Origin of the sequence: Dactylosporangium sp. NPDC005555, assembly GCF_040605635.1 — a bacterium.
GTDB lineage: Bacteria > Actinomycetota > Actinomycetes > Mycobacteriales > Micromonosporaceae > Dactylosporangium.
The window spans coordinates 40526-63487 of sequence record NZ_JBEXDG010000060.1 but is presented as its reverse complement, the minus strand read 5'-3'; the positions used below and the strand labels follow the sequence as shown (position 1 = coordinate 63487).

18 protein-coding genes are annotated in these 22962 nt (G+C 72.7%); 6 read left to right on the top strand and 12 right to left on the bottom strand.

Annotation, left to right across the window (positions count from 1 at the left end):
• Positions 1-70: 70 nt before the first annotated feature.
• Together ABZS58_RS41585 and ABZS58_RS41580 are read right to left on the bottom strand one after the other, a co-directional pair.
• Positions 71-1873, bottom strand: a complete 1803-nt coding sequence (locus ABZS58_RS41585) for a family 16 glycoside hydrolase (protein ID WP_354789366.1) — start codon at positions 1871-1873, stop codon at positions 71-73.
• Between the two features lie 203 nt (positions 1874-2076).
• A complete protein-coding gene (locus ABZS58_RS41580; protein WP_354789364.1) occupies positions 2077-3576 on the bottom strand; it encodes a sulfatase in 1500 nt (499 codons plus the stop codon).
• Positions 3577-3808: 232 nt separating this feature from the next.
• Here ABZS58_RS41580 and ABZS58_RS41575 point away from each other — a divergent pair, with 232 nt between their 5' ends.
• Together ABZS58_RS41575 and ABZS58_RS41570 are read left to right on the top strand one after the other, a co-directional pair.
• A complete protein-coding gene (locus ABZS58_RS41575; RefSeq protein ID WP_354789362.1) occupies positions 3809-5614 on the top strand; it encodes an EAL domain-containing protein in 1806 nt (601 codons plus the stop codon).
• Between the two features lie 192 nt (positions 5615-5806).
• Positions 5807-9346, top strand: a complete 3540-nt coding sequence (locus ABZS58_RS41570) for a hypothetical protein (protein WP_354789360.1) — start codon at positions 5807-5809, stop codon at positions 9344-9346.
• Between the two features lie 7 nt (positions 9347-9353).
• On the opposite strand, the gene ABZS58_RS41565 is transcribed toward ABZS58_RS41570, so the two are convergent.
• A complete protein-coding gene (locus ABZS58_RS41565) occupies positions 9354-10496 on the bottom strand; it encodes a HAMP domain-containing sensor histidine kinase (RefSeq protein ID WP_354789358.1) in 1143 nt (380 codons plus the stop codon).
• Positions 10496-11149, bottom strand: coding sequence for a response regulator transcription factor (locus ABZS58_RS41560; RefSeq protein ID WP_354789356.1), 654 nt, complete (start codon positions 11147-11149; stop codon positions 10496-10498). The genes ABZS58_RS41565 and ABZS58_RS41560 overlap by 1 nt, the downstream gene beginning before the upstream one ends.
• 117 nt (positions 11150-11266) lie before the next feature.
• Here ABZS58_RS41560 and ABZS58_RS41555 point away from each other — a divergent pair, with 117 nt between their 5' ends.
• Both ABZS58_RS41555 and ABZS58_RS41550 read left to right on the top strand, forming a co-directional pair.
• Positions 11267-12136, top strand: coding sequence for an ABC transporter ATP-binding protein (locus ABZS58_RS41555; RefSeq protein WP_354789355.1), 870 nt, complete (start codon positions 11267-11269; stop codon positions 12134-12136).
• Positions 12133-13134, top strand: a complete 1002-nt coding sequence (locus tag ABZS58_RS41550) for a transmembrane transport protein (protein WP_354789353.1) — start codon at positions 12133-12135, stop codon at positions 13132-13134. Before ABZS58_RS41555 ends, ABZS58_RS41550 begins: the two co-directional genes overlap by 4 nt.
• 45 nt (positions 13135-13179) lie before the next feature.
• Here ABZS58_RS41550 and ABZS58_RS41545 read toward each other — a convergent pair whose 3' ends face one another.
• Both ABZS58_RS41545 and ABZS58_RS41540 read right to left on the bottom strand, forming a co-directional pair.
• A complete protein-coding gene (locus tag ABZS58_RS41545; protein WP_354789352.1) occupies positions 13180-14154 on the bottom strand; it encodes a helix-turn-helix domain-containing protein in 975 nt (324 codons plus the stop codon).
• Between the two features lie 625 nt (positions 14155-14779).
• Positions 14780-15361, bottom strand: coding sequence for a TetR/AcrR family transcriptional regulator (locus tag ABZS58_RS41540; RefSeq protein WP_354789350.1), 582 nt, complete (start codon positions 15359-15361; stop codon positions 14780-14782).
• Positions 15362-15422: 61 nt separating this feature from the next.
• Between ABZS58_RS41540 and ABZS58_RS41535 the strand changes: the two genes are divergently transcribed.
• Positions 15423-16433 carry a hypothetical protein gene (locus ABZS58_RS41535; RefSeq protein WP_354789349.1) on the top strand — a complete coding sequence of 337 codons (1011 nt, stop codon included), beginning with the start codon at positions 15423-15425 and terminating at the stop codon, positions 16431-16433.
• A 56-nt stretch (positions 16434-16489) separates the two neighbouring features.
• Entirely contained in the window at positions 16490-16951 is a 462-nt protein-coding gene (locus ABZS58_RS41530) for a hypothetical protein (protein ID WP_354789347.1), read from the top strand.
• A 28-nt stretch (positions 16952-16979) separates the two neighbouring features.
• Here the strand turns inward: ABZS58_RS41530 and ABZS58_RS41525 are convergent, their stop codons facing one another.
• The 6 genes from ABZS58_RS41525 to ABZS58_RS41500 form a co-directional block, all read right to left on the bottom strand.
• Positions 16980-17921 carry a hypothetical protein gene (locus ABZS58_RS41525; RefSeq protein WP_354789345.1) on the bottom strand — a complete coding sequence of 314 codons (942 nt, stop codon included), beginning with the start codon at positions 17919-17921 and terminating at the stop codon, positions 16980-16982.
• 59 nt (positions 17922-17980) lie between these two features.
• Positions 17981-19735 (bottom strand): hypothetical protein, encoded by a 1755-nt coding sequence (locus tag ABZS58_RS41520; RefSeq protein WP_354789343.1) that lies wholly within the window; start codon positions 19733-19735, stop codon positions 17981-17983.
• Positions 19699-20010: a hypothetical protein gene (locus tag ABZS58_RS41515; RefSeq protein ID WP_354789341.1), complete on the bottom strand. Its 312-nt coding sequence runs from the start codon at positions 20008-20010 to the stop codon at positions 19699-19701. The genes ABZS58_RS41520 and ABZS58_RS41515 overlap by 37 nt, the downstream gene beginning before the upstream one ends.
• Positions 20011-20197: 187 nt before the next feature.
• Positions 20198-20638: a TIGR03618 family F420-dependent PPOX class oxidoreductase gene (locus tag ABZS58_RS41510; protein WP_354789340.1), complete on the bottom strand. Its 441-nt coding sequence runs from the start codon at positions 20636-20638 to the stop codon at positions 20198-20200.
• Positions 20639-20648: 10 nt separating this feature from the next.
• Complete coding sequence (locus tag ABZS58_RS41505) at positions 20649-21116, bottom strand: hypothetical protein (protein WP_354789339.1); 468 nt, start codon at positions 21114-21116, stop codon at positions 20649-20651.
• Positions 21117-21273: 157 nt separating this feature from the next.
• Complete coding sequence (locus ABZS58_RS41500; RefSeq protein ID WP_354789337.1) at positions 21274-22938, bottom strand: protein kinase; 1665 nt, start codon at positions 22936-22938, stop codon at positions 21274-21276.
• Positions 22939-22962 lie beyond the last annotated feature (24 nt).

Sequence of the window (22962 nt, the reverse complement as noted above, 5' to 3'; positions counted from 1 at the left end):
GGGCCGGGGGGTGCTCCTGACCGTCGCCGAGGTGGCGGGCCGCGACGCGGCCCGCCACTGACGGGGGTTTCTACAGGCTGACGGTCCGGCCGCCGAGGGTCACCACGAGGCGGCCGTCGGAGGCGAACGACCAGGCCAGGGCACCGCTGTAGGTGGTGCAGCGGGAGCCGTTGGTGCCGGTCCAGAACTGGTTGCTGCTGTCGGCGTTGCCGATCGTCTTGTCGTTCGAGCCGCTGACGGCGAAGCGGCAGGAGGTGTTGCCGCGGTACGTGTGGGTGCCGGCGTCGAAGGAGAAGTTGCGTTCGGCGTTGTCGACGGACAGGTTGCTGGAGATCGTCATCGCGCCGGGGTTGCTGTTGTACGTGAAGCCGTGCTTGCCGTTGCGGTACGCGATGCTGCGCTGCACGACGTGGTTGACGCCGATGTCCTCGCCGCCGAGCTTGTAGCCGTTGCGGTCGCCGTTGGTGTTGACGGTGCCGTTGCTGAGCGTGCCGTTGCTGTAGGACAGGGAGTCCTGGATCGTGACCGGGCCGATCGCGCCGGTGTCGGTCTTCGTGTACAGGTCCCAGCCGTCGTCGATGTTGTTGTGCGACACGGTGTAGCGGAACACGTTGCCGGTGCCGCTGGTCAGTTTCGCGGCGAAGCCGTCGGCGTCCTCGCCGTCGGAGTCGGCGTTGTCGTGCGACTCCGACGAGATGACGAGGTTGTTCGAGGGCCACTGGGCCTTCGGCGTGTCGGACGCGGCGCGGGAGATCTGCAGGCCGCTGTCGCGGTTGAAGCGGGTCACGACGCGTTCGATCGTGTTGTTGCTGCCGCCGATGAAGATGCCGTTGTCGCCGGCCCTCTCCACGACGATGCCGCCGATGTACCAGTAGTTGCCGTTCACCGCGAGCCCCCGGTTCGCCGGGTCCTCGCTCTGCGCGGCGAAGCTGAGCACCGGCGTCTCACCGGGGTAGGCGACGATGCGCTTCGGCGCGCCCGAGGTGCCGTTGTTGCCGACCGCGATGGTCACCGTCGAGGACAGGTTGTAGGTGCCGCCGCGCACACTGATCGTCCCGCCGGCGGTGACCCGGGTGATCGCCGAGGCGAGCGTGGTCGGGCTGGCCTGGGTGCCCGGGTTGCCCGCGCTGCCGTTCGGCGCGACGAACAGCGACGACGACGGCGGCTGGCTCGTCGACGGCGACGGGCTCGTCGGGGGCGACTGGCTCGTCGAGGGCTGCGGCGACGCGGTCGTGGCCGTCGGGGTCGGTGTGGTGCCGCCGGTGGTGACGGTGATGTTGTCGAAGTTGGCGCTGGAGTACGCGGTCTGCAGGCCGATGCGGCCCTTCGCGATCGACGTGTTGCTCGCGGCGGCGACCTGCGCGCCGTCGACCGAGGCGCTGATGGCGCTGCCGTTGACGGTGATGGCCAGGGTGTACCAGGTGCCGGCCGACACGGTCCGCGACGCGCTGCCGAGCACCGTCACCGAGCCGCTGTTCACCGCCTGCAGCTGCACCTGGTTGCCGGACAGCAGGGCGAGCCGGTATGCCGTGGTGGCGCCGGTCGAGCGGGCCAGGAGGCCGACGAAGCCGCTCGACCCGAGCGACAGCGGCTTGACGGCGGCCTGCACCGTGTAGCTGGTCCAGTTGCTGTCGCCGGCGAAGTCGCGGGCGTTCTCGCTGCCGGTGTTGGACTGCTGCAGCACCTTGCTGCCGTCGGTGACGACGCTCCACGTGCCGCCGGACTTGGACCAGCCGCTGGTGGAGCCGTCCTCGAACGTCGCGCTGAACGGCGTGTCGGCGAACGCGACCTGCGCTGCGAGGGCGACACCGGCGACCGTCGTCACGGCCGCGAGCGCGGCAAGCCAGCGACGGGTTCGGACTTGTGGACTCATGGATCCTCCGGAAAGACGGATTGCGCACACAGGCGCGGCGCGATCGGCGGCGCTCCCGGGGCGGCGGGAAGCGGGGCGGATCCGCATCGACGTCATTCACCGTAAGGCAAGCGCTTTCCTGGCGACAAGATGACGCGTGTGCAGGTTTGTTGCAGTCTCGGCACGCGGAGCGGGGGCCCTCGGAGGGGCCCCCGCGGTGGCGGTCAGGCGGTCACGTGGCCGGCGGTCCAGCAGGACTCATGGGTGTGGCAGTCGCGCAGCTGCTGCAGGGCGGCGTGCAGGGCGGCGCGGCGGGAGGCGGACAGTTGCGCCGCGATGTTGTTCAGCTGGAACGGGTCGGCGACGCGGTCGTAGTACTCACGTTCGCCGTTGGTGTATTCGACGTAGGTGTACGTGGCGGTGCGCAGCGCCTCGTAGGTGGTCGGGTTGCCGTTGCGGGCGGTCTGCGCGTCGGGGTCGTCGGCGGCGGCGTTCGGACCGTGGTGCTCGATCAGCGACGCGGTGCGCCAGTTCGCCGCCGGCTGGCCCTGCAGCAGCGGCACCAGGCTGCGGCCGTTGACGTCGGAGGCGACGATGCCGCCGGCGAGGCGCTGGAAGGTCGGGGCGAGGTCGATGTTCTGCACGATCTCGGCGCGGGTGCTGCCGGCGGGCACCCCCGGTCCGGCGATGACGAGCGGCACGCGGACGTCCGTGTCGAAGGCGGTCTGCTTGCCCTGCGGCAGCCGGTACTCGCCGAGGTGGAAGCCGTTGTCGGAGCTGAACACGAAGTAGGTGTCGTCGGCGACGCCGCTGTTGGTGAGGGTGGTCCGCAGCTTGGCGATCATGCGGTCCACGGCCTGGACCGACTGGGCGCGCTTGCGGAAGTCGGTGTCGATCTTCGTCTTCTCGGCGGCGGTCAGCGGGTCCGCGCCGGCCAGCCAGCCCGGCGCACCGGCCGGCAGGGTGTTGAACGCCGGGCTGCGCGGCGCGGTGAGGCCGGGGAACGCGTCGAGGTCCTGCTTCGCGGGGGTGAAGGGGGCGTGCGGCGCGAACGTCGCGATCTCCAGCACGAACGGCTTGCTCGCGGCCGCGTTGCGCTGGATGAAGGCGCTGCCCTTGCCCGCGAGGACGTTGGTCAGGTAGTCGGCGGGGGCGGAGCCGTAGTGCACGACGGCGTGGTTCTCGTTGAGGTCGTAGTTGTACTCCGCGTAGCCGTTGCCGGCGACGTCCCATTCCGACCAGCCCGGCGGCACGTACGGCAGGCTGCCGCCCTGCGTGTCGGCGGGCAGGTAGCCGTTGAGGTACTTGCCCATCATGGCGGTGGCGTAGCCGCGGGCCTGCAGGGCGGTGGCGTAGGTGCGCTCCTCGTTGCCGCGGCCCTTGAAGACGCCGAAGCCGCCGTCGGTCCCACCGTTGGTGAAGACGCCCGTGTCGTGCGGGAACTTGCCGGTGAAGATCGACGAGCGGGACGGGCAGCACAGCGAGTCGGTCACCGTGTAGTTGGTGAACGTGACGCCGTCGTGCTGCAGCAGCTGGACCTGCGGCAGGTACTGGATCAGGTTCCAGGACAGGTCGTCGGTGAGGATGAAGACGATGTTCGGCGGCGGCGCGGCCGCGGCGGCACGCGCACCCGGGGCGGCGGACCAGGCAGACGAGGCGACGGCGGCGAGCAGTGCCGTCGCGGCGGCGAGCAGGACCCTTGGACGTCGGCGAAAGAGACGCATGCCGACCATCGTCGCCGAATCTCGCTTAATCCTACCGGCTAACTATGTTCGAGTTCCGTAAATCTTCACTTCGATCGATGTCGCGGCGGCAATACCGCAGGCTGACGGACAGTCACGGAACGCCGGAGCGGGCTGAACTTCGGATGTCGAGGGGATTACCGGTGAGTACACCCCCTTGGTGCGGCACACGGTCTCGCCGATGATTGACACCGTGCGTGACGGGGAGTCTGCAATGCCATCCGACACGGTCGGGCCGCTCGCGCGGCCGGTCGGCGTCGTCGATTCCACCATGCGGTGCGAGGACCTCGACCTGATGTTCCGCGCCGACCCGGCGCTGCACAGCGTGGCCGTGGTGTATCTCGACGGTGGCATCGGGCTGATCAGCCGGGTCCGCTTCGCCCAGCTGATGTCCGGCCCGTTCGGCTACGGGCGGGCACTGTGGGCCAGGACGCCCGCCGGGCGGACCGCCGACCCCGCCCCGATGATCGTCGAGGAGACCGCGCTCGTGGTCGACGTGTGCGAGCAGGTGAGCCGCCGCGACCAGGTGCGCCGCTACGACGACGTGCTCGTCCGCCGGCCGGGCGGGCAGCTGGCCCGGGTCTCCGCGGCCCGGCTGTACGAGGCGCTCGCCGACCTCATGGCGGCCCAGGCCGTCCGCGACCCGCTGAGCGGCCTGACGAACCGGGCCCGGTTCCTGAACCGTCTCGCCGGCGCCTGCCGCGACGGCGACCAGTCGGGCCTCGCCGTCGTGTACATCGACCTCGACCGGATGAAGTATGTCAACGACACCCTCGGGCACGCGGCGGGCGACCGGCTGATCGTGTCCGTCGCGCGACGGCTCACCGCGGTCACCGACGGCGGCAGCGTCGTCGCCCGGCTCGGCGGCGACGAGTTCGCGGTGCTGACCCGGCTGGCCGTCGGCGCCCGGCCGGACCTGTCGGCGGTCGCGCTCGGCGAGCGGTACCGCCAGGCGGTCGCCACCCCGGACCCGGCGCTGACCGCCGGTGGACACAGCACGGCCAGCGTCGGCGTGGCCGTGGCGGACGCCGGCGCCGACGGTGCGACGCTGCTGCGGGAGGCCGATGCGGCGATGTACCGCGCGAAGCAGGCCGGCGGCGACCGGGTCCAGATCGTGCACGGCGTCGGCGCGCCCACGGCCGGCCACTCCGGCGACGACGTGCTCGCCGCCCTCGACCGCGGCGAGCTGAAACTGTTCTACCAGCCGATCATCGGCGTCGGTGACGGCCGCGTGTGGTCCGTGGAGGCGCTCGTCCGGTGGCAGCACCCGCAACGCGGCCTGCTCACCCCCGACCGGTTCCTGCCGGAGCTGCGCCGGGTCCGGCAGCTGCCGGCACTCGACCAGTGGGTGCTGCACCGTGCCTGCGCCGACATCGCCGTCTGGGACGGCATCCTCGGCGACCGGGCGCCGCTGTGCGTCAACGTCAACCTCACCATCGACACGCTCGGCGCCGCCGACCTGACCGCGCTGGTGCTGCAGTCGTTGCGGCGCAGCGGATCGGCGCCGGCGCGGCTGCGGGTCGAGCTGCCCGAGTCGGCCGACTTCGAGCAGCTGCAGGGTGCGGTACGCCAGCTGCGGGATCTCCGGGACGCCGGGGTCGGCATCGTGCTCGACGACATGGGCGCAGGCTCGGCGACCCTGCGGAACCTGTCCGCGCTCCCCGTCACCGGCCTCAAGATCGACCGCTCGTTCGTCGCCGGCATGCTGGACAACCGCAACGACTTCGCCGTCGTGAAGCTGCTCGGCGACCTGGGTCGCAGCACCGGCATCGACGTCACGGCCGAGGGCGTCGAGTCCGACGAGCAGCTGGAGGCCCTGCGGCAGCTCGGGGTCCGGTTCGCCCAGGGCTACCACCTCGGGCTGCCCGCACCCGCCGAGCACCTCACCGCGCTGCTGCGCACCGGCCGTCCCCGCGGCGTGGCCAGCGTGCCGATCGACCTGTTCCCCCGCCACGCCACGGACGAGCGGCCACCGCGCACCCAGACCTCCGGGAGGCACGCGGCGCCCGCGGGACTCTGAGCGGTGACCACCGGCGGCATGCGGTCGCCGCGCTCGACGTGCACGGCGCTGTTCGTCGCGGACGAGGCGACGACGGGCGAGCCTTGGCCGGCGCGGTAGCCGCTGTGGAGCACCTCGTGCCGCGCCAGATACACGGAAACGGTGGCGGACTGTTGACTGCGCCGTGACGATGACGGCGCTCATAGTGAGGCCATGGGACAGGTGGGGTTCGCGGCTGGGTTCGCGCAGCACACGACGTACGGCACCGTGGAGGTGATCGTGCCGTGGCCGGACGGCGGGTTCGCGTTGTACTTCTTCGACCGCAGCGCCGGGCGGTGGAGCGGGCCGTGGCCGTGTGTGCCGGCGTCGGTGGGCGTCGTCGACTCGGTCAGCTGGCACGAGGGCGACTACCAGAGCCAGGACGGCGAACACAACAACTTCGAGCTGGTGACCGTCGAGGACGGCAGGACCGTGCACTGGTTCCGGGACAACGGGCCGCCGAACCGGTGGACCCGCGCCCGCGTCGGGCTCGGCGGGGATCTGGCCGACGCGGCCGGCGCGACGCTCACCCGCACCAACTGGGAGCCCAGAGACGGGGACAGCGCTCCGCATCACAATCTGCTCCTGGTCGCCGCGACCCGCAAGGGCGGCGGCATGTATCAGCAGCGGCAGCTGATGACGCTGCATTCCGAGGTGTACGACTGGTCGGGCGCGCCGTTCGAGGAGATCGTCCAGCTCTACGCGACGAGCACGCGCACCGAGCCGGTCACCGGGCCGTTCGACGGTGCCGGCTGGGTGCTGGGGACCGTCGGCAGCGCGGAGACGGACTTCGAGGACAACTACCGGGGGCGGGAGATGTACGTGGCGGTCCGCGGTGACGGCACGCTGCGCTCGTTCGAGGCGGGCCGCTACCCGCTGAACATCGGCAGCGGGGTGCGGGGGCGGCCGGCGATCATCCAGAGCGACCGAGGCCGCTCGGACCCGGTCCTGGGCTTCGGCCGGCACGGCAACTACGAGGTGTTCGCACCTTCGAGGACCGGCGGCATCCGGCACTTCTGGCGGCCGAATCCCGGGTACGCCGACGAGAACAACGACTGGGTCGCGGTGGAAGGCACCATCGGCACCGGGTTCTACGACGAGGTGTCGGTCGTGCAGCTGCGCGACGAGGACACCCCCGACGGCGACAGCACCGCGCCGCTGTGGCTGTTCGCGCGCTGCGACGGGCAGTCGTGGGTGGACCTGTTCCAGCAGCGGCACATCGGCGACGGCTTCGTGTGGGAGCGGCTGCCGACGCTCGGCGACCCGGGCCGCCGACCCCAGGTGCGGCTGACCGTCGAGGAGGACTTCGTCGTCGTCAACCCGCTCAAGCGCGGCGAGGTGCGCCGGATCGCGTACACGTGCTTCGAGGGCAGCCCGGTCATCTGGGTGCAGCAGGACGGCGGCGGCTGGGTGTCGTCCCGGGGCGATGCCCTCCGGGACCGGATGCGCGCCTCGACGGTCCGCACGGACGGCGAGGCCGCCGCGGAGGAGGGCCTGGACACGTTCGAGCGGAAAGGCCACCTGGACACACCGTCGATGACGGCCGGCACCGTCGTGCGGATCTGGGGCACCACCGACCCGTCGGCGGACCCGAACGTCACCCCGCCGCCGCGCGACGCCGTCGCCTGCGTCATCGCGACCGGCCGGCCCGGCAACCTCGCCGAGGTGCACGCGTTCCCCGAGGCGGACCGGGTGCGCGTCGAGGTCACGCACGACGCCGGGCCCGTGTGCCTGATCGCGGAGATCGGCGAGGGTGAGCCCGCCGAGCACCGCCCGTACGGGCACGCGTACCACGCCTTCGACCGCCCGGCCGGCCGGTTCGTCTGTGGCGAGCTGCGGCAGTCGTGGCAGGAGGACCTCGTCAGGGCGCCGGGACACGAGCTGCGGCCGGGCGCTTCGTACACCGTCGTCGTGCGGGTCATGGACACCCGCGGCTACTGGTCGGAGACGGTCGCGCCGGTGACGCTGCGGCAGCGGCGCGTCGACGTGACCGTCGACCGGGTCGACATCGTCGCCTCCGGCGACTCCGGCTCCGCCGACGGCTGGTTCAGCGCCGAGGTCTACACCGGGCTCGTCCGGCAGGGCGTCGTCGAGCGGGTCCGCCGGTGGCAGTTCGGCGACGAGGACAACTGGGCGGAGCTGGAGGCCGGCGACGTGTTCGGCACCGGCGGCTCCCTGCACGCCGCCGGTCCGCCGTGGACCGCGACGATCGGGCCCGGCCCGACGGCGGTGCGGCCGTTCGGGGTGCGGCTGGAGATCTTCGACGAGGACGGTCTCTTCGAGCCCGACGAGCACGCCAGCGGCGCCTGGGAGACCGAGGACGACCGCCCCGTCGTCGACGCGCCGTTCACCGTCCGCACCGACCGGGAGCCGTCCTACGCGACGGCGGAGGCACGCGGCCGGTACACGATCGCCTACGTCAGCCCGCCCGGCCAGCCGGACCGGCTCGACTGGCGGTCGATGCGCGTCGACACGAGCCCCGACCTGCCCGCCGGCGCCGACTACAACGGCGACGGCACCATCGACCCCGGCGTCTGGCGGCCCTGGCCCGGAGCGTGGGTGATCGAGCTTTCGACCGGGGGTCCGCGGCGGTACGAGCTGGGCGAGCCGGGCGATCTGCCGGTGCCCGGCGACTACTCGGCGACGGGTTCCGCCGAGCCCGCGGTGTGGCGGCCGGGTGCGGGCACCCTGCGCACCCTGACCGGGCCGGCGTCGGCGCCGGCCGACCTGCCCCCGCACCGGCTCGGGGTGCTCGCCGTGTCCCTCGCCGCGCTGGTACAGGCGCTGCGCGCCGAAGGCCGCGACGCGGAGGCCGACGCGGTCGCCGTGGAGCTGGCGCGGGTCGAAGGCCCGGCGTACGCGACGGCGGCGATGTGGCTGCAGCGCTCGGTGGCCGCCCACCCCGCGGACATCCCGGCGCAGCTCACCGCGGCCCACAACGCGTGGGACATCGTCGCCCGGCTGACCGCGTCGCCCGCGGTGACGGCGGACCAGCTGCGGGTCCTGGTCGCGCAGCTGGACCTGCTCGCCCGGTTCCTGGCCTTCGGCTCGACCGACCCGTCCGACGGCGTGCGGGCCGCGACCCTGGCCCGGACGGTGTACGCCGGGCTCGGCGGTCACGAGCTGGAGATCGCCCGGTCCTGGAACAACCAGGCGCTCACCCACCACGAGGTCGCGTTCCACCCCGCGCAGCCGGACGCTCAGGCGCAGCTTGCCGCGCAACGGGACGCGGCCGGGCACGCCGCCGAGGCGTACGCCGTGGTGCTGCGGGGCCCGCTCGACGACACGCGACGCCTCGCCGTCGCCCGGGAGCTCGACCGGGTGGCCCGGCTGCGGGTGTTCGGCTCCGCCGACTTCGCGCCGTTCACGCCGATCGCGCGGACCGCCCGCGACCTGTTCCGCGCCGAAGACTGGGCGGACCTCGCCACGTCCTACGTGAGCGAGGCGGTGACGCACCACGAGATGGCCTTCCACCCGCGGCAGCAGGACGCCGCCGCCGAGTTCGCCGCGCAGCGGGCCGCCGCGAAGGAGGCCGCCGAGCTGTACTTCGACCACCTGCCCGGCGGTGACCCGCAGGCGGCCGCGGGGAACCTGCGGCAGCTCGTCGGCCTGCTGACGACCGGCCTCGACGACGCCGACACGAGCCCGGCCGCCGAGACCGCCCGGGAGTACGCGCGCCGCGCCGCCGAACTGGCGGCGTCCCTGACCGGCTAGTACCGCGTCAGGTGCGCAACGACGGGAACGTCACCTCGATGACGAGGCCGCCGCCGGGGCGGGGGTCGGCCTTGACGGTGGCGGCGTGGGCGGTCGCGATGGCGCGGACGATCGACAGGCCGAGGCCGTGGTGGCCGTCGTCGGCGGTGCGGTGCATCCGCTGGAACGGCTCGAACAGCCGGTCGACCTGCTCCGGCGGGACGACCGGCCCGGTGTTGGCGATCGCGAACGACACCCGCCCCACCCGCGGCCGGACCGCGACCTCGATCCGGCCGCCCGGCGCGTTGTAGTGCACGGCGTTGTCGCACAGGTTCGCGACGAGGCGGGCGACGAGCAGCGGGTCGCCGTGGATGCGGGCCGGCTCGATCGACGGCACCGCGCGCAGCCCGGCGCGGTCGAGGTCGCCGGCCCGGTCGGCGAGGGCCTGCTCGGCGATGCCGGCCAGGTCGACCGGCTCGCCGCGCGGCTGGTCGTGCTCGCTGCCGGACAGGGTGAGCAGCGCCTCGAGCAGCTTCGCCCGGCCGGCGCTGATCGACAGCAGGCGCTGGAAGTTCTCCCGGAACGCCTCGACGTCGGCGCCGGGGTCGATGAGCGGCTCCTCGAGCAGCGCGTGTTCGACGGTCAGCGGGGTGCGCAGCTCGTGCGCGGCGTTGGCGACGAACCGTCGGTGCGCGTCGAGCGACGTCTCGAGGCGGGCGAGGAGCCCGTCGACGGTGTCCGCGAGGTCCTTCAGCTCGTCGCGCGGGCCCTGCACCGCGAGCCGTTCGTGCACGTTGCGTTCGGAGATCCGCTGCAGCCGGCTGGCCATCGTGCGGACCGGACGCAGCAGCCGGCCGGCGATCAGCCAGCCGAAGCCGAGGGACAGGCCCGCCATGATCGCGAGGGCGAGGGCGGGGACGACGACCAGCGACGCGGGCTCCGCCGCACGACCGATGACGGGGTCCACGAGGGGCCCGGGATCGGGCACCGGGCCCAGGTCGTGCGGGGGCGGCGGCGCCGGCACGGCGTCCGGCAGGAATGCCTTGACGTCGCTGTTCAGGCCCCTCGACAGGCTGTACACGATGACCAGCAGCACGGCGCCGGACACCACCGAGACTCCGCAGATGACCAGGGTGAGCCGCCACCGGAGGCGGTTGGGACCGTGGCGCATCAGATCCGGTACCCGGCGCGCGGGACGGTCTCGATGAGCGGCGGGCTGCCGAGCTTGGCCCGCAACCGGTTCATCGTCGCCTTCACCGTGGTCGTGAACGGGTCCGCCGCCTCGTCCCACACGCGGTCGAGCAGCTCCTCCGCGGACACGACCCGGCCGCGGCAGGTCAGCAGGTACTCCAGGACCGCGAACTCCTTCGGGCTGAGCGGCAGCCGGGCACCGGCCCGGGCGGCGACACGTTGCGCCGGGTCGAGCCGCAGGTCACCATGCGTCAGTACGGGCGGCGTCGCTGGACGGGACCGCCGGCTGACGGCGCGGACCCGGGCGACGAGCTCGGCATAGGCGAACGGCTTCGGCAGGTAGTCGTCGGCGCCGAGGCCGAGCCCCTCGACCCGCTCCGCGACCGTGCCGGACGCGGTCAGCATGAGCACCCGCGCCGGCGACTCCCGCGCGACCAGGGCGCGGCAGACCTGGTCGCCGTGGACGACGGGCAGGTCACGGTCGAGCACGACGACGTCGTAGTCGACGACCGAGGTCCGCTCCAGCGCCGCGGCACCGTCATAGGCGACGTCGACGGCCATGCCCTCGCGCCGCAGCACCCGCGCGACCGAGTCGGCCAGCTCAGGTTGGTCCTCCACCACCAGCACCCGCATCGCCCGAGGTTATCCGGGCCGCGGTCACAGACCGGTCACAGCGTCACGGACCGTGCTGTGACCGCCCGCTGTCTAGAACTGACCTCGACACGATCCCTCGACGAGTAGGAGCGAGCGATGACAGCGGTCATCGAAACCCAGGCACTCGGCAAACGCTACGGGCACGTCACGGCGCTGACCGAGTGCACGCTGAGCGTCCCGGAGGGCCGCGTCGTCGGCCTCGTCGGCCCCAACGGCGCCGGCAAGTCGACGCTGCTCGGCCTCGTCGGCGGGCTCATCGCGCCGAGCGCCGGCAGCATCAGCGTGCTCGGCGACCCGCCGGCGGCCAGCGCGGCGCAGCTGGCCCGGGTCGGGTTCGTCGCGCAGGACGCGCCCGTCTACGGCAGCCTCACCGTCGCCGATCACCTGCGGCTCGGCGCGCACCTGAACCCGCGCTGGGACGCCGGCCTCGCCGAGAGCCGGATCCGGCAGCGCAACCTCGACCCGCGGCAGAAGGCCGGCCGGCTCTCCGGCGGGCAGCGGGCGCAGCTCGCCCTGACGATCGCCGCCGCGAAACGCGCCGACCTGCTCATCCTCGACGAGCCCGTCGCGGCGCTGGACCCATTGGCGCGCCGGGCGTTTCTGCAGGACCTGCTGGACTTCGTCGGCGAGCTCGGGGTCAGCGTCGTGCTGTCCTCCCACCTGCTCGGCGACCTGGAGCGGGTCTGCGACCACCTCATCGTCCTGGCCTCGGCCCGGGTGCAGCTCAGCGGCGACGTCGCGCGGCTGCTGGCGCAGCATCAGCGGGTGACCGGGACGCTCCCCGGTTTCGACGGGCTGCCGGCCGGCACCGACATCATCCACGCCGAGCACAACACCATGATCGTGCGGACGGATACCCCGATCGACGGCGCCGGACGCGTCGACCTCGAGGACCTCGTCCTCGCATACCTGACCCGGGCGGCGAGCTACGACGGCACGCCCATGCTGGCGGAGGCCCACCGATGATCTGGCTCACCTGGCGGCAGTTCCGCGTGCAGGCGATCGTGACCGCCGCCGCGCTCGCCGCGCTGACCGTGTACCTGCTGCTGATCGGCTTCGGCAGCCGCGACGCCTACGACACCGGCATCGTCGGCTGCACCCCTTCCGAGTGCGCCGCCGCGCTGCAGGCCTTCGTGCACGACTACAACGCCCCGTTCGGCATCATCGGCGCCGTGCTCCTCGCGATCCCCGCCCTCGCCGGCATCTTCTGGGGCGCGCCGCTCGTCGCCCGCGAACTGGAGGAGAAGACCGACAAGCTGGTCTGGAACCAGAGCGTCACCCGCCGCCGCTGGCTGGCGGTCAAGCTCGGCCTCATCGGCCTGACCACCGCCGCCGTCGCCGGCCTGCTCAGCCTCCTGCTCACGTGGAGCGCCAGCCGCTACGACCAGGTGACCGGCGAACGCTTCGCCGCGCTGACCTTCGTCGCCCGCAACGTCGTGCCGATCGGCTACGCGCTCTTCGCCTTCACCCTCGGCGCAGTCACCGGCATGATCGTGCGCCGCACACTGCCCGCCATGGCTATCACCCTCGCCGTCTTCGCGGCGGTGCAGATCGCCGTCCCCAACGGCATCCGCCAGCACATCATGCCGCCGGTCACCGAAACGGTCCGGCTGGACGCAGCGGCCGTATCGTCCATCAACGGCCTCGGCTTCCGCGGTGAGGGCACGGGCGGCAGCATCCACGGATACACGAAACCCGGCGTGTGGCCCCTCGTCGAGGAGATGCACCTCTACAAGTCCGACGGCTCCGCCTACCTCATCGCCGACGCCAAGCCCTGCATGGTCATGGGCAGCTTCGAGGAGTCGATGGCCTGCACCGCCGGCCAGGACCTGCACTTCACCTTCACCTACCAGCCCGGCGACCGGTACTGGCCGTTCCAGTGGATCGAGCTGACCGCGTTCCTGGTCCTCACCCTGCTGCTGACCGGCATCGGCTTCCTCTGGATCCGCCGCCGCCTCAACTGACCTTTCGCCCGCCGGAGATCGGTGGTGTCTGCCGGGCAGGGTCGGTCAGTTCCTCACCCGATACTCACTGGGAGACACCCCGTACTTCTCCCGAAAAATCCGACTGAAGTGAGCAACGGAACGGAAGCCCCAGCGGCTCGCGATGGCGTGAACAGGGCGGTCGCGCAGAGCGGGATCGGCCAGATCCTTCTGGCAGCGCTGCAGCCGCCGTGTGCGAATCACCTCGGCTACAGGGGCTTCACCGGCCAGAAAGAGGCGCTTCAGCGTGGTCATCGAGACGTTGTGCGCCGCGGCGACCATCTGCGGACCTAGATCCGGCCTGTCGAGGTTGGCGTCGATGAACGCGTCGATGCGAGTGCGCAGCACGACCTGCTGGACGTTCCTCGATAGGGAACCCGCGACGTTGAGCTGTTGCGCGAGCATCGCAGTGATCAGGTTGAGCGCGATGCCCGCGAGGAGCGGGGCGTCCGACGTGTCGTACTGCTCGGGATGGGCGCTGATCTGTCGCAGGTGCCGCGCCAGCAGGATGCCCATCCCCCCGGCTGACGGCAGGGGCATGCCAAACAGGCGGCTGACCTTGTCGTGCGGTATCGGCAGCTGCGAGTGCGGAATGACCACGACGATAGAAGCGACAGGCTCCGGCGCAACCGCCTGGATGCCGTGGGATGCCTCGTAGGGTCGGGACGAGGTGAGCAGCGTGAAGTGGCCCGGCTGGATGGCCGACTCAGACCGGTCCTGCTCGACCGTGCCGGAACCCGATGTCAGCAGCGCCAGATGGTACTGCTGAGGATCGGAGCGACGGATCAGTTTCGCCGTCCGCCGGGTGGTCAACGATGGAAACCGGAGCGTCGTGAGGGTGAGGGCCCCCAGACTGCTCATTCGCATCCAGACGTCGAAGTCGTGGGCGTGCGTGCTGCTGATCTGGTTGGGCGCGATCTCCTTGGCCACGAGATCCGCCCAGTGATCGAATCGCTCGGCGGGCGGGAGCGGGGACAGGTCCACAGTGTGCGTCGCCAGCATCTGCGATCATCCCCCGCGTGCTCCTGGACAGTTCCTCGGCGGGCCGGGGCGGCATCATATCCTTACGCGCGGCGATACTGTCAACGCGCGCTTCCGTGGCCGTCGACAAGGCAAGCCTGGCGAACGTGTCGGCCCACTGAGCCGGGCGGGCGCGGGCGCCGTGACGGACGCCGGTTCGCGTGCCGCACGCTCGGGGCGTTCGGGGTACATGAGCGGAATTTGGACCGCATCGACAACAACGTGGTCCGGATAGGCAACGACCGTTGCGTCTCCTGCCCACAGACTGGCACAGATCACCATGATCACTGGTGGCGACAGCAGGTGAACGGGGGGTGCGATGAAGCGGCAGAACTTGCCGGCCCATCGCTCCGCGTCGCGAACGGCCGCTGGGCCGCGTGACGCCATCACCAGCGGCCACTCGACCCAAAGGTCCTCGCCCCCGGGGCAAGCGTTCGCGCCGGGGGCGAGGCGCGCCCGTGGCCTCCATATGAACAACCCGGTGTCGAAGCGGGTGTCGTTCGACTCGTTGCCGCTGCCGGGTGACTCGGCAGCGGTGGCGGGCCCGGACGACGCGGCGGCGGCTGCCGGGGAAGCCCAGCGGACCACCGAGCGGCACGCTGCTCGTTCAGCCGCGGCCGCGGACGAGGGGTAGGAAGACCTCGTCGACGATCTCGACGAGGATCTCGTCGGGGACCGAGGGGATGCCGCGCATCGCGTACTCGGCGCGCAGCAGCATCATCGGGGTGGTGGCGACGCGCAGGTGGACCGCCGCCGGGGGAGCTTCGCCGCGGGCGACGGCGCGGGTGAGCATCGACAGCCAGGCGCGGTCCATGGTGTCCGCGCCGGAGCGTTCGCGCATGAGGGCGAGCAGTGCCGGGTCGTCGGCGGCGGCCGCGAGCAGGCCGCGCAGGATCGCACCGTGCGGCGACGACCAGGTCTCGTTCGCCAGGCGCAGCATTTCGAGCGCGTCGCCGCGCAGGGTCCCCGTGTCGGGTTGCGGCAGCACGGCGTCGGAGAGGTGGCGGTACGCCGCGATGCCCAGCGCCGCCCGGTGCGGCCACCGGCGGTAGATGGCGTTCTTGTTGGTGCCGGCGCGGGCGGCGACCCGGTCCATCGTCATCCCCGCGTAGCCGGACGTGCGCAGTTCCTCGGCCGCCGCCGAAAGGATCGCCCGCTCCAGCTCCGAACCCCGGCGCCGTGTCGTCATGGCTTGCAGGGTACTCGACGTACCCTATAAGGTACGCGAAGTACCTTAGGAGGGGGCGCCAATGCGCGTGTTCGGCATGAACTACGACACCGGGTTCGTCAGTGCCGGCTCCACGACCCACGAGCCGTGGGACCCGGAAGCCGTGCGTCGCGACCTACGCGTCATCCGCGACGAGCTGCGCTGCGACGCCGTGCGCATCACCGGCGGCGTGCAGGACCGGCTCGAGCTCGCCGCGCGGTACGCCGCCGAACTCGGCCTCGAGGTGTGGTACTGCCCGTTCACCAACGGCCTCGACCGCGACGGACTGATGGCGTTCGTCCTCGACGGCGCCGAGCGGGCCGAACGGATACGACGGACCGGGGCGTCGGTCGTCTACCTCACCGGGTCCGAGATCGCCATGTTCACCGACGGGTTCCTGCCCGGCCGGGACCTCGCCGAGCGCATGGCGCTGCTCACCGATCCGATGCGCCTGCGCGAAGCGGTCCCCAGGGCGCGCGACGCCGTGCGCGACTTCCTCGCCGAGGCGGTGCCCGCGGTGCGGCAGCGGTTCGGCGGACCCGTCGCGTACGCCTCGATCCCCCTGGAAGCCGTGGACTGGACGGCGTTCGACATCATCGCGAGCGACGCCGGCTACCGCGACGCCTCCAACGCCGCGGCGTTCCCGCAGTCGCTGGCGGCGGCGACGCGGCAGGGCAAGCCGTACGCCGCGACCGAGTTCGGCTGCTGCACGTTCCGCGGCGCGGGGGAGGTCGCCGGCTCGGCCGAACCCGTGACGTACGACCACGGGACCGGGCACGCAGAGCAGCTCACCCCCGGCCTGGAGCGCGACGAGGAGGGCCAGGCCCGCTACATCCTCGACCTGCTGCGCGACTACGAGGCCTGCGGAGTGGACGCGGCGTTCGTGTACACGTTCGCGAACCGGCACCTGCCCACCACCGACGACCCCGAACGCGACTTCGACCTCGCCGCCCGCGGGATCGTCCGGGTGCTGCCGGACGGTTCGTGGACCCCGAAGGCCGCGTTCCACGCCCTGGCCGAATACGGCCGCACACGCGCCGGACAAGCCGCATAGTCAGGACCGGGCGACCGATCTGACCCGCCGCGGACCACCGGCCTAGGCTGTCGATCGTGGCGATCCCAGACCGCGTGCCGATCACCTACGAGCCGGACTATCACACCCGCACGATCGGGCGGTACGACGAAGGGCAGTTCTTCGCCTGGGTGGTCGCGACCCTGGGCGACAGCGACAGCGCGGACGACGACTGGCCGAGCCGCAAACGGTGGTACGCCGTCCTGCACCGCTTCGACGACGACGGCGCGCACGCCGGCTCGACGATCGAGTACACGGGCACCAGCGTGGACGAGGCGACGTCCGTCGACCGGGCGCGGGCCCGGGTGGACGAGCTCGTCGCGGCGCTGCCCGGCGTGGAGTACGGCGACATCGCGATCCGCCTGTTCCAGGTCGAGGTCGACGGGGAGGTGTTCGGGCTCGTCGACTGGTCCGAGGAGTACGACGGCGACGACCACGCGGAGTTCCTGCCGGGCGAGCTGGGCTTCGACCCGCCGTGGGACGGCGCCTACGACACGTGAGGCATCGACTGGACGGGGCGCAATCCGATCATGCGTCGTCGTCCTGTGCGCCGGTGCGGTGCGGGACCTCGCCGGAAGGGGCGCTGCCGCGGGCCGGGGCGAGCGCCGTGGTGGTGAGCCAGCGGACGAGGAGGCAGCCGCCGGCGGCGATGGCGAGGACGGCCGGCACCGAGTACATCCAGCCGGGGAACATGCCGACGTCGGCGAGCGGGGCGACGAGGCCCGCGCCCACGCCGCCGGCGACCGCGAGCGCCGCTACGACGGGCAGTTCGCGCCAGTGGCGGCGGCGGGCGGCGGTGACCAGGCCGGTCAGCAGGATGGCGGTGGCCGTGGCGGCGCCGACCGTCACGGCCAGGACGGTGAGCGCCGAGCCGCCGATGCGGGCCGGTGGGTCGTAGAAGCAGCAGCCCTCGCCGGAGTCCGGGACGCCACGGCGCTGCCAGTCGCCGTGCACGTCGCGGAACAGCAGGCCGTCGCGGCCGTTGGCGACGAAGATCACGTGGCCGCCCGGCACGGCGTGCACCACCAGCGACCGCGACGATAGGTGCAGCGCCGGGTCGCCGAGGTCCGGATATTCGCCGCTGAGGCCGATGTACGAGGCACCGCCCACCTCCCACGCCGGGGTGAACGTGGCGCCGCCGTCACGGCTCTGCTCGACGCGGAGCGCATCGCCGGCGACCCGATAGCAGACGTCGCCCTGGCAGTGCTGGGACTGTGGCGTACCGCTGCCGCCGCCGTCGCCTTCGAGCCACTCGACGACCTCGCCGGTGTCGTCGACGCGCCATGCGGCGGCGCGGTCCTCGCGCACGGTCTCGACGACGACGGTGCCCGGCCGGTCGCCCTCGACGACCGCCGTCACCTCACCGACGGACAACGCCGACAGTGCCATGCCGCGCACGCACGCCCACAGCGCCACGCACACCACGCCGCCGACGAGCACGACGATCAGAACCTGCCCCCGCCTGTTCATCGACCCAGGATCCCAGCCATCGACAACGGTCAGGCCACGCCGAGGACACGACCCGACGGTCAGGCGGCGCTCTGCGATGTCAGGTCGATGACCCGCTGATACACGAGCGCCGCGCCCTCGTGGTCGTTCTGCTGGTCGTACATCTCGGCGAGGCGGACCAGCAGGTCGGGCCGCGCGGGTTCGAGCGCGATGCCTTCCAGCAGCGCGTGCTCGGCGTCCTCGGCGCGGCCGAGCTGGTCGAGGAGGACGTCGGCGAGTTCGGCGAGCGAGTCGGCGGTGTCGGCGGGCTGGCCCGTGCGCAGGCGTCCGATCCGGTCGTCGAGCCAGGCCCGGACCGCCGCCTCCGTGTCGACCGGCCGGCGCAGCGCGAGGGCCGCCCGGTGCGCCGGTTCGTCGCCCGCGTCCAGCAGGTCCCGGAGGAGGAACTCGGGCCTGATCCTGCCGTCCCACCGGCGGGCCGCCCCGGCGAGGACCCTGACGAGCGCGCGGGCGAGCGGCAGGTGACCCGGCGCCTCGTCCATGGGGACGGTCCGGAACGCCGCGCGGACCTGGTCGAGCCTGACCGGGCAGTCGTGCCGGTGCCGGACGATGCCGGCGAACAGCGCGATGAACAGGTGCCACGGCTGGACGACGGCGGAGCCGGCCGCCCTCGCCTCGTCCTCGGCCGCGACGAGCGCCCGCACGACGTGGATGTCGCACCGCGACAGCACGCCCGGCGGCCTTGCCTCGGCGTTCACCGCGGCGACGGGCCTGCTCAGGTACCCCATGTCGATGCCGTGGACGACGACGGGGAGCGCCAGCTGGTCGTCCCAGGCCCGCAGCGGACTGGCCGGACGGGAGTACCAGTCCCGCAGCTGCCGGTGCCGGAACTGGTAGACCCCTCCGGACCGGAGGAAGATCCCGGCCTCGTGCCCGCCGGCGAGGAACGTCTCGACCGCGGCGGGCCAGTTGCGGCGGACCGCTGCGGTGCCGAGGATCCGGTCGAGTTCCCCGCTCGGGGTCAGCGGGTCCTCGCCGTCAGGGGCCCTGGAGTGGATCCTCCTGCTCAGATGGCCCGCGAGGCCCACGCAGACGGCCGGGACCAGGCCAGCGGTCACGGCGACGCGCAGGGCGGTGCCGACGCCGGCGACGGGCCACGTCTCCAGGAACACGACCGCGCCGACGGCCGCCAGCACCAGCAGCGCGAAGACCACGAACGCGCCGGCGCCCACCAGGGGGTGGATCCTCGTGCGCGACAGGCGCCGGGTCTCCTTCCTCGCCCGGGGCACGCCGACGGCCGACAGGCCGAAGATCCCGAGCCCGGCGGCCACCGCCCCCGGCACGGCGGCGGGCGCGTGCGCCAGCTGGCCCAGACCCGACCGGATGCCAGGGATGACCGCTGTGCCGGCGACGAGGTCGACGAGCCAGGCGCCGAGCGTCAGCAGTCCCAGGGCGACCGCCGCGACGAGGGACCACGTCGCCACGGCGACCGCCCGCCGGATCAGTTCGACGGCCCAGGACCGGTCGGCCGAGCAGTGCGCGATGATGTCCTGCCGTGGCCCGCCCCTCGCCTCCTGCGCGCCGAGGTCCTCGGCGACGAGCCGGCACCAGGCCTCGGTCCGCTCCCCGGACTCGACCGCGTGCAGGCGGGCCCGGGCCGGCGCGAAGGAACGCACCAGCAGATCGCCGACTCTGCGCGTGTACCGATCGGCCGGCTCGTCGCCCCGGGGCACGAGTGCGTCCGAGCTGCCCTGGTCGAGGACGAAGGTGACGGCCAGCGTCAGCCGCCACGGCGTGCTCAGCGCGTGCCCGACGGCGGGCGCACCGTCCCGCAACGCGGCGAGGACAGGCTGCCAGGCGACCGGTTCCAGGCTCTCGATGCAGCCGGGATGAGCTCGCCGGCGAGGGCGCTCTTCCCGGCCCCGGCGGCTCCGAGGATGACGAGCCGGCGCTCCGCGGTGCCGGTGAAGAACCCGGCGATGTCGGTGTGCACGGCCGCGTCCGGGTCACCGGCGTCGCGGAACCGTGCGGTGAGCGCGACCGCGTGCCGGGCGTTGCGCAGCTCCTCGTCCCGGACCCTGGCGGCCAGCTCCGCGGCGCCGCTGGTCACGAGCCGCCGATCCTCGCGCGAGCGCCGCGCCGGCCCGGCCATCGACGCTGTGTCATACGCCTATCATCGACCCGCACGGCGTCCGCACGCTCGCGGAGATCGGTTGATCTCCGCAGCCGTGCCGGTGACGCCGCACCACCCGTTCGTCGCGCCCGGATGACCGCCGGCCGGTTGCAGCCGCGACACTTCAGGGGTTGGTGGCGAACCGTTCCGGCGTGACGAGCACGGCGACGCGGCGGTCCTCGACCATGGCCCGGTCATACTCGTCGAGGTCGGGGTGCACGCCACCGGCGGCGTGGTAGACGTCGCGCAGCAACAGCCGCAACGTCTCGGCCCCCGCCTCGGGTCCGACGACCTCGGCCGCCCCGCTGACCGAGATCCACTCCCAGCCGGCCCGGAACACGAGCGTGGCCCGCGGCCGTCCGGCGAGGTTCCGCAGCTTCGCGGTGTCACCCCGGGACACCAGCCCGACGACCGGCTCCCCGGTCACGGGGTGCGGCAGAATCCCGGCGTTGACGACCGACGTCGACGGATCCCCGTCGGGCCGGGTCGTCACGAGCACCGCCAGCCACTGCTCCCGGCCACCCAGCTCAGCCACCCGCGCCAGCCCCGCCTCGATCGTCGTCATGCCAGGCAGCCTAATGGCCTGCGGTGAGGTCGAAGGTCCAGACGGGGAACGGCGGGCAGGAGCTGTCCGGAGCGTCGACGGCGTCGGCCGGTCCGAGGTCCTCCCAGGCGACGAGACCGGGCGTGGCATCGCTGAGGAAGCCCGCGACGATGGCACCGAGCTCGTCGGTCCGGCGGTATCGGCCGCCGAACGGCAGGTTGTCCCGGGACCTGGAGGAGACCGAGCACCGCAACTGCCCCGCCTGATCGTCGTGCCACACGTAGAAGGTCGCCGTCCTGGCGGGGCCGGCGGCGCCGAGCCGCTGCTGGAGTGTGCGCGCGGTCCGCTGGAACGCGGCGACCACCTGCCCCACGGACAGGGTCGACAGCTCCTCGGCGCCGGCGCTGAGCCAGTGCGTGTTCGAGAACTCGGCCTTGACGTCGCCGGGCGTGAGCGTCACCGTGTCGCCGGCGATCTCCTCGATGTCATTGAGCAGCACCCGCCCAGTCTGGCAGGACCTGGGCGCAGATCTCCATCGTGATCAGGCACTCGGCGTGACCGGCACGGAGCGGGCCGCAGACCAGGATGCACCGGGCACGCGGCGTACGAGCGGCCGGCAGCGAGCCGTCAGAGCGCGATCGGCCGGTAGCTCAGGGTCATGCGGCCGGCGTGGTGGTGCAGACCCAGTCCTCCTGGGCGGTGGGGAAGTAGGGCGAGACGCCGGCGGCGTTCGACGCGCGGACCTTGAAGCACATGTAGGTCCCCGCCGTCAGGCCGTCCCAGGTGTACGACGTCGCGTTGGCGCCGATGGTGCGGGACGCGGCGCCGTTGATGACGGTGAAGCCGGTCTCGTTGCCCGAGTTGTCGGTCCATTGCAGGCGGATGGCGGTCGGGCCGGTCGGCGTCGCCGACAGTCCGGTCGGCGCGGCGGGACCGGAGCCGGCGAGGCTGGTCGCGCAGACCCAGTCCCCTTGCGCGGCCGGGTGATAGGCCGACGGCCCGGCGGCGTTGAACGAGCGGACCTTGAAGCACATGCGGGTGTCCGGCGCCAGGCCGTCCCAGTTGAGGCTGGTCGCGTTGGCGGCGGCATTGCGGGACGTCGCGCCGTTGAGGACGCTGAAGCCGGTCTCGTTGCCCGAGTTGTCGGCCCACTGCAGGCGGATCGTCGTGGCGCTGACCGGGGTGGCGGTCAGGCCGGTCGGCACCGCCGGTGCACCCGCCGCGGCGGAAGGCGCCGGACCGGTGGTGCCGGGGGCCGCCGATGCCGGGCCGGAAGCGCGTGAGGCTGTCGCCGAAGGGGTCGGCACAGGGACCTCGGTGAGGCCGGCGGCCGCGGCCGGGTGCGTCTCGCCGGTGTCGGCGGCGGCGGAGGGCGCGCCGGGGTCGCGGCCGTCGAACACGAGGAACGCCGCCACGACGGCGACGACCGCGAGCACCGCGACGAATCCGGCGAGCACCAGCGGTGGGCGGCGGGTCAGCGCCGGGGTCACGGGGACGGTCGGCTCCGCGACCATCGCCTGGCGGGCCGCGGCGGCGAGGGCGGCACCGGAGGGCCAGCGGTCCGCCGGATCCTTCTCCAGCGCTCGTACGACCACATCCCGGACAGCCAGGGGCACATCGGACGGTAAGGGGGGTGGTGCGTCGTGGGCGTGCCGGAGCGCGATCTGCAGCATGCTCTCGCCGGTGAACGGCAGGTCGCCCGCGAGGCACCGGTACGCGACGACACCCAGGGAGTAGATGTCCGACTGGGCGGTCGCCTGCTCGCCGCCGGCCCGCTCCGGCGCGATGTACGACGCGGTGCCCATCAGCAGGCCCATCGACGTCTCGTGGGTGCTGGTGGCGGACCGGGCGATGCCGAAGTCGGTGAGCACGGTGCTGCCGTCGGGGCGCAGCAGCAGGTTGGCGGGCTTGACGTCGCGGTGCGTCACGCCCTTCTCGTGCGCCGCGTGCAGCGCCTCCGCGGCCTCCGCGACCAGGCGCATCGTCGCCTCCGCGGTCAGTTTCCTGTCGCCGCGCTCGAGGGTGCGGGCGAGCGACTCGCCGTCGATGTACTTCATGACCAGGTACACGCCGGCGACCGGGTCGTCACCGAAGTCGTACACGTCGACGACCCCGGGGTGACTGATCGTCGCCATGGTGCGCGCCTCGGACCGGAACCGCTCGATGAACGACGGCTCGCCCACGGGCGCGCGGAGCAGCTTGATCGCGACGGTCCGGCCCAGCACCCGGTCGTGGCCCTGCCACACGTCACCCATGCCGCCGCTGGCGATGTGCTGCCCGACCTCGTACCGCCCGGCCAGAACCGTTCCCGCGCCGATCAACGCGTCTCCCTCCGCAGGCCCCTG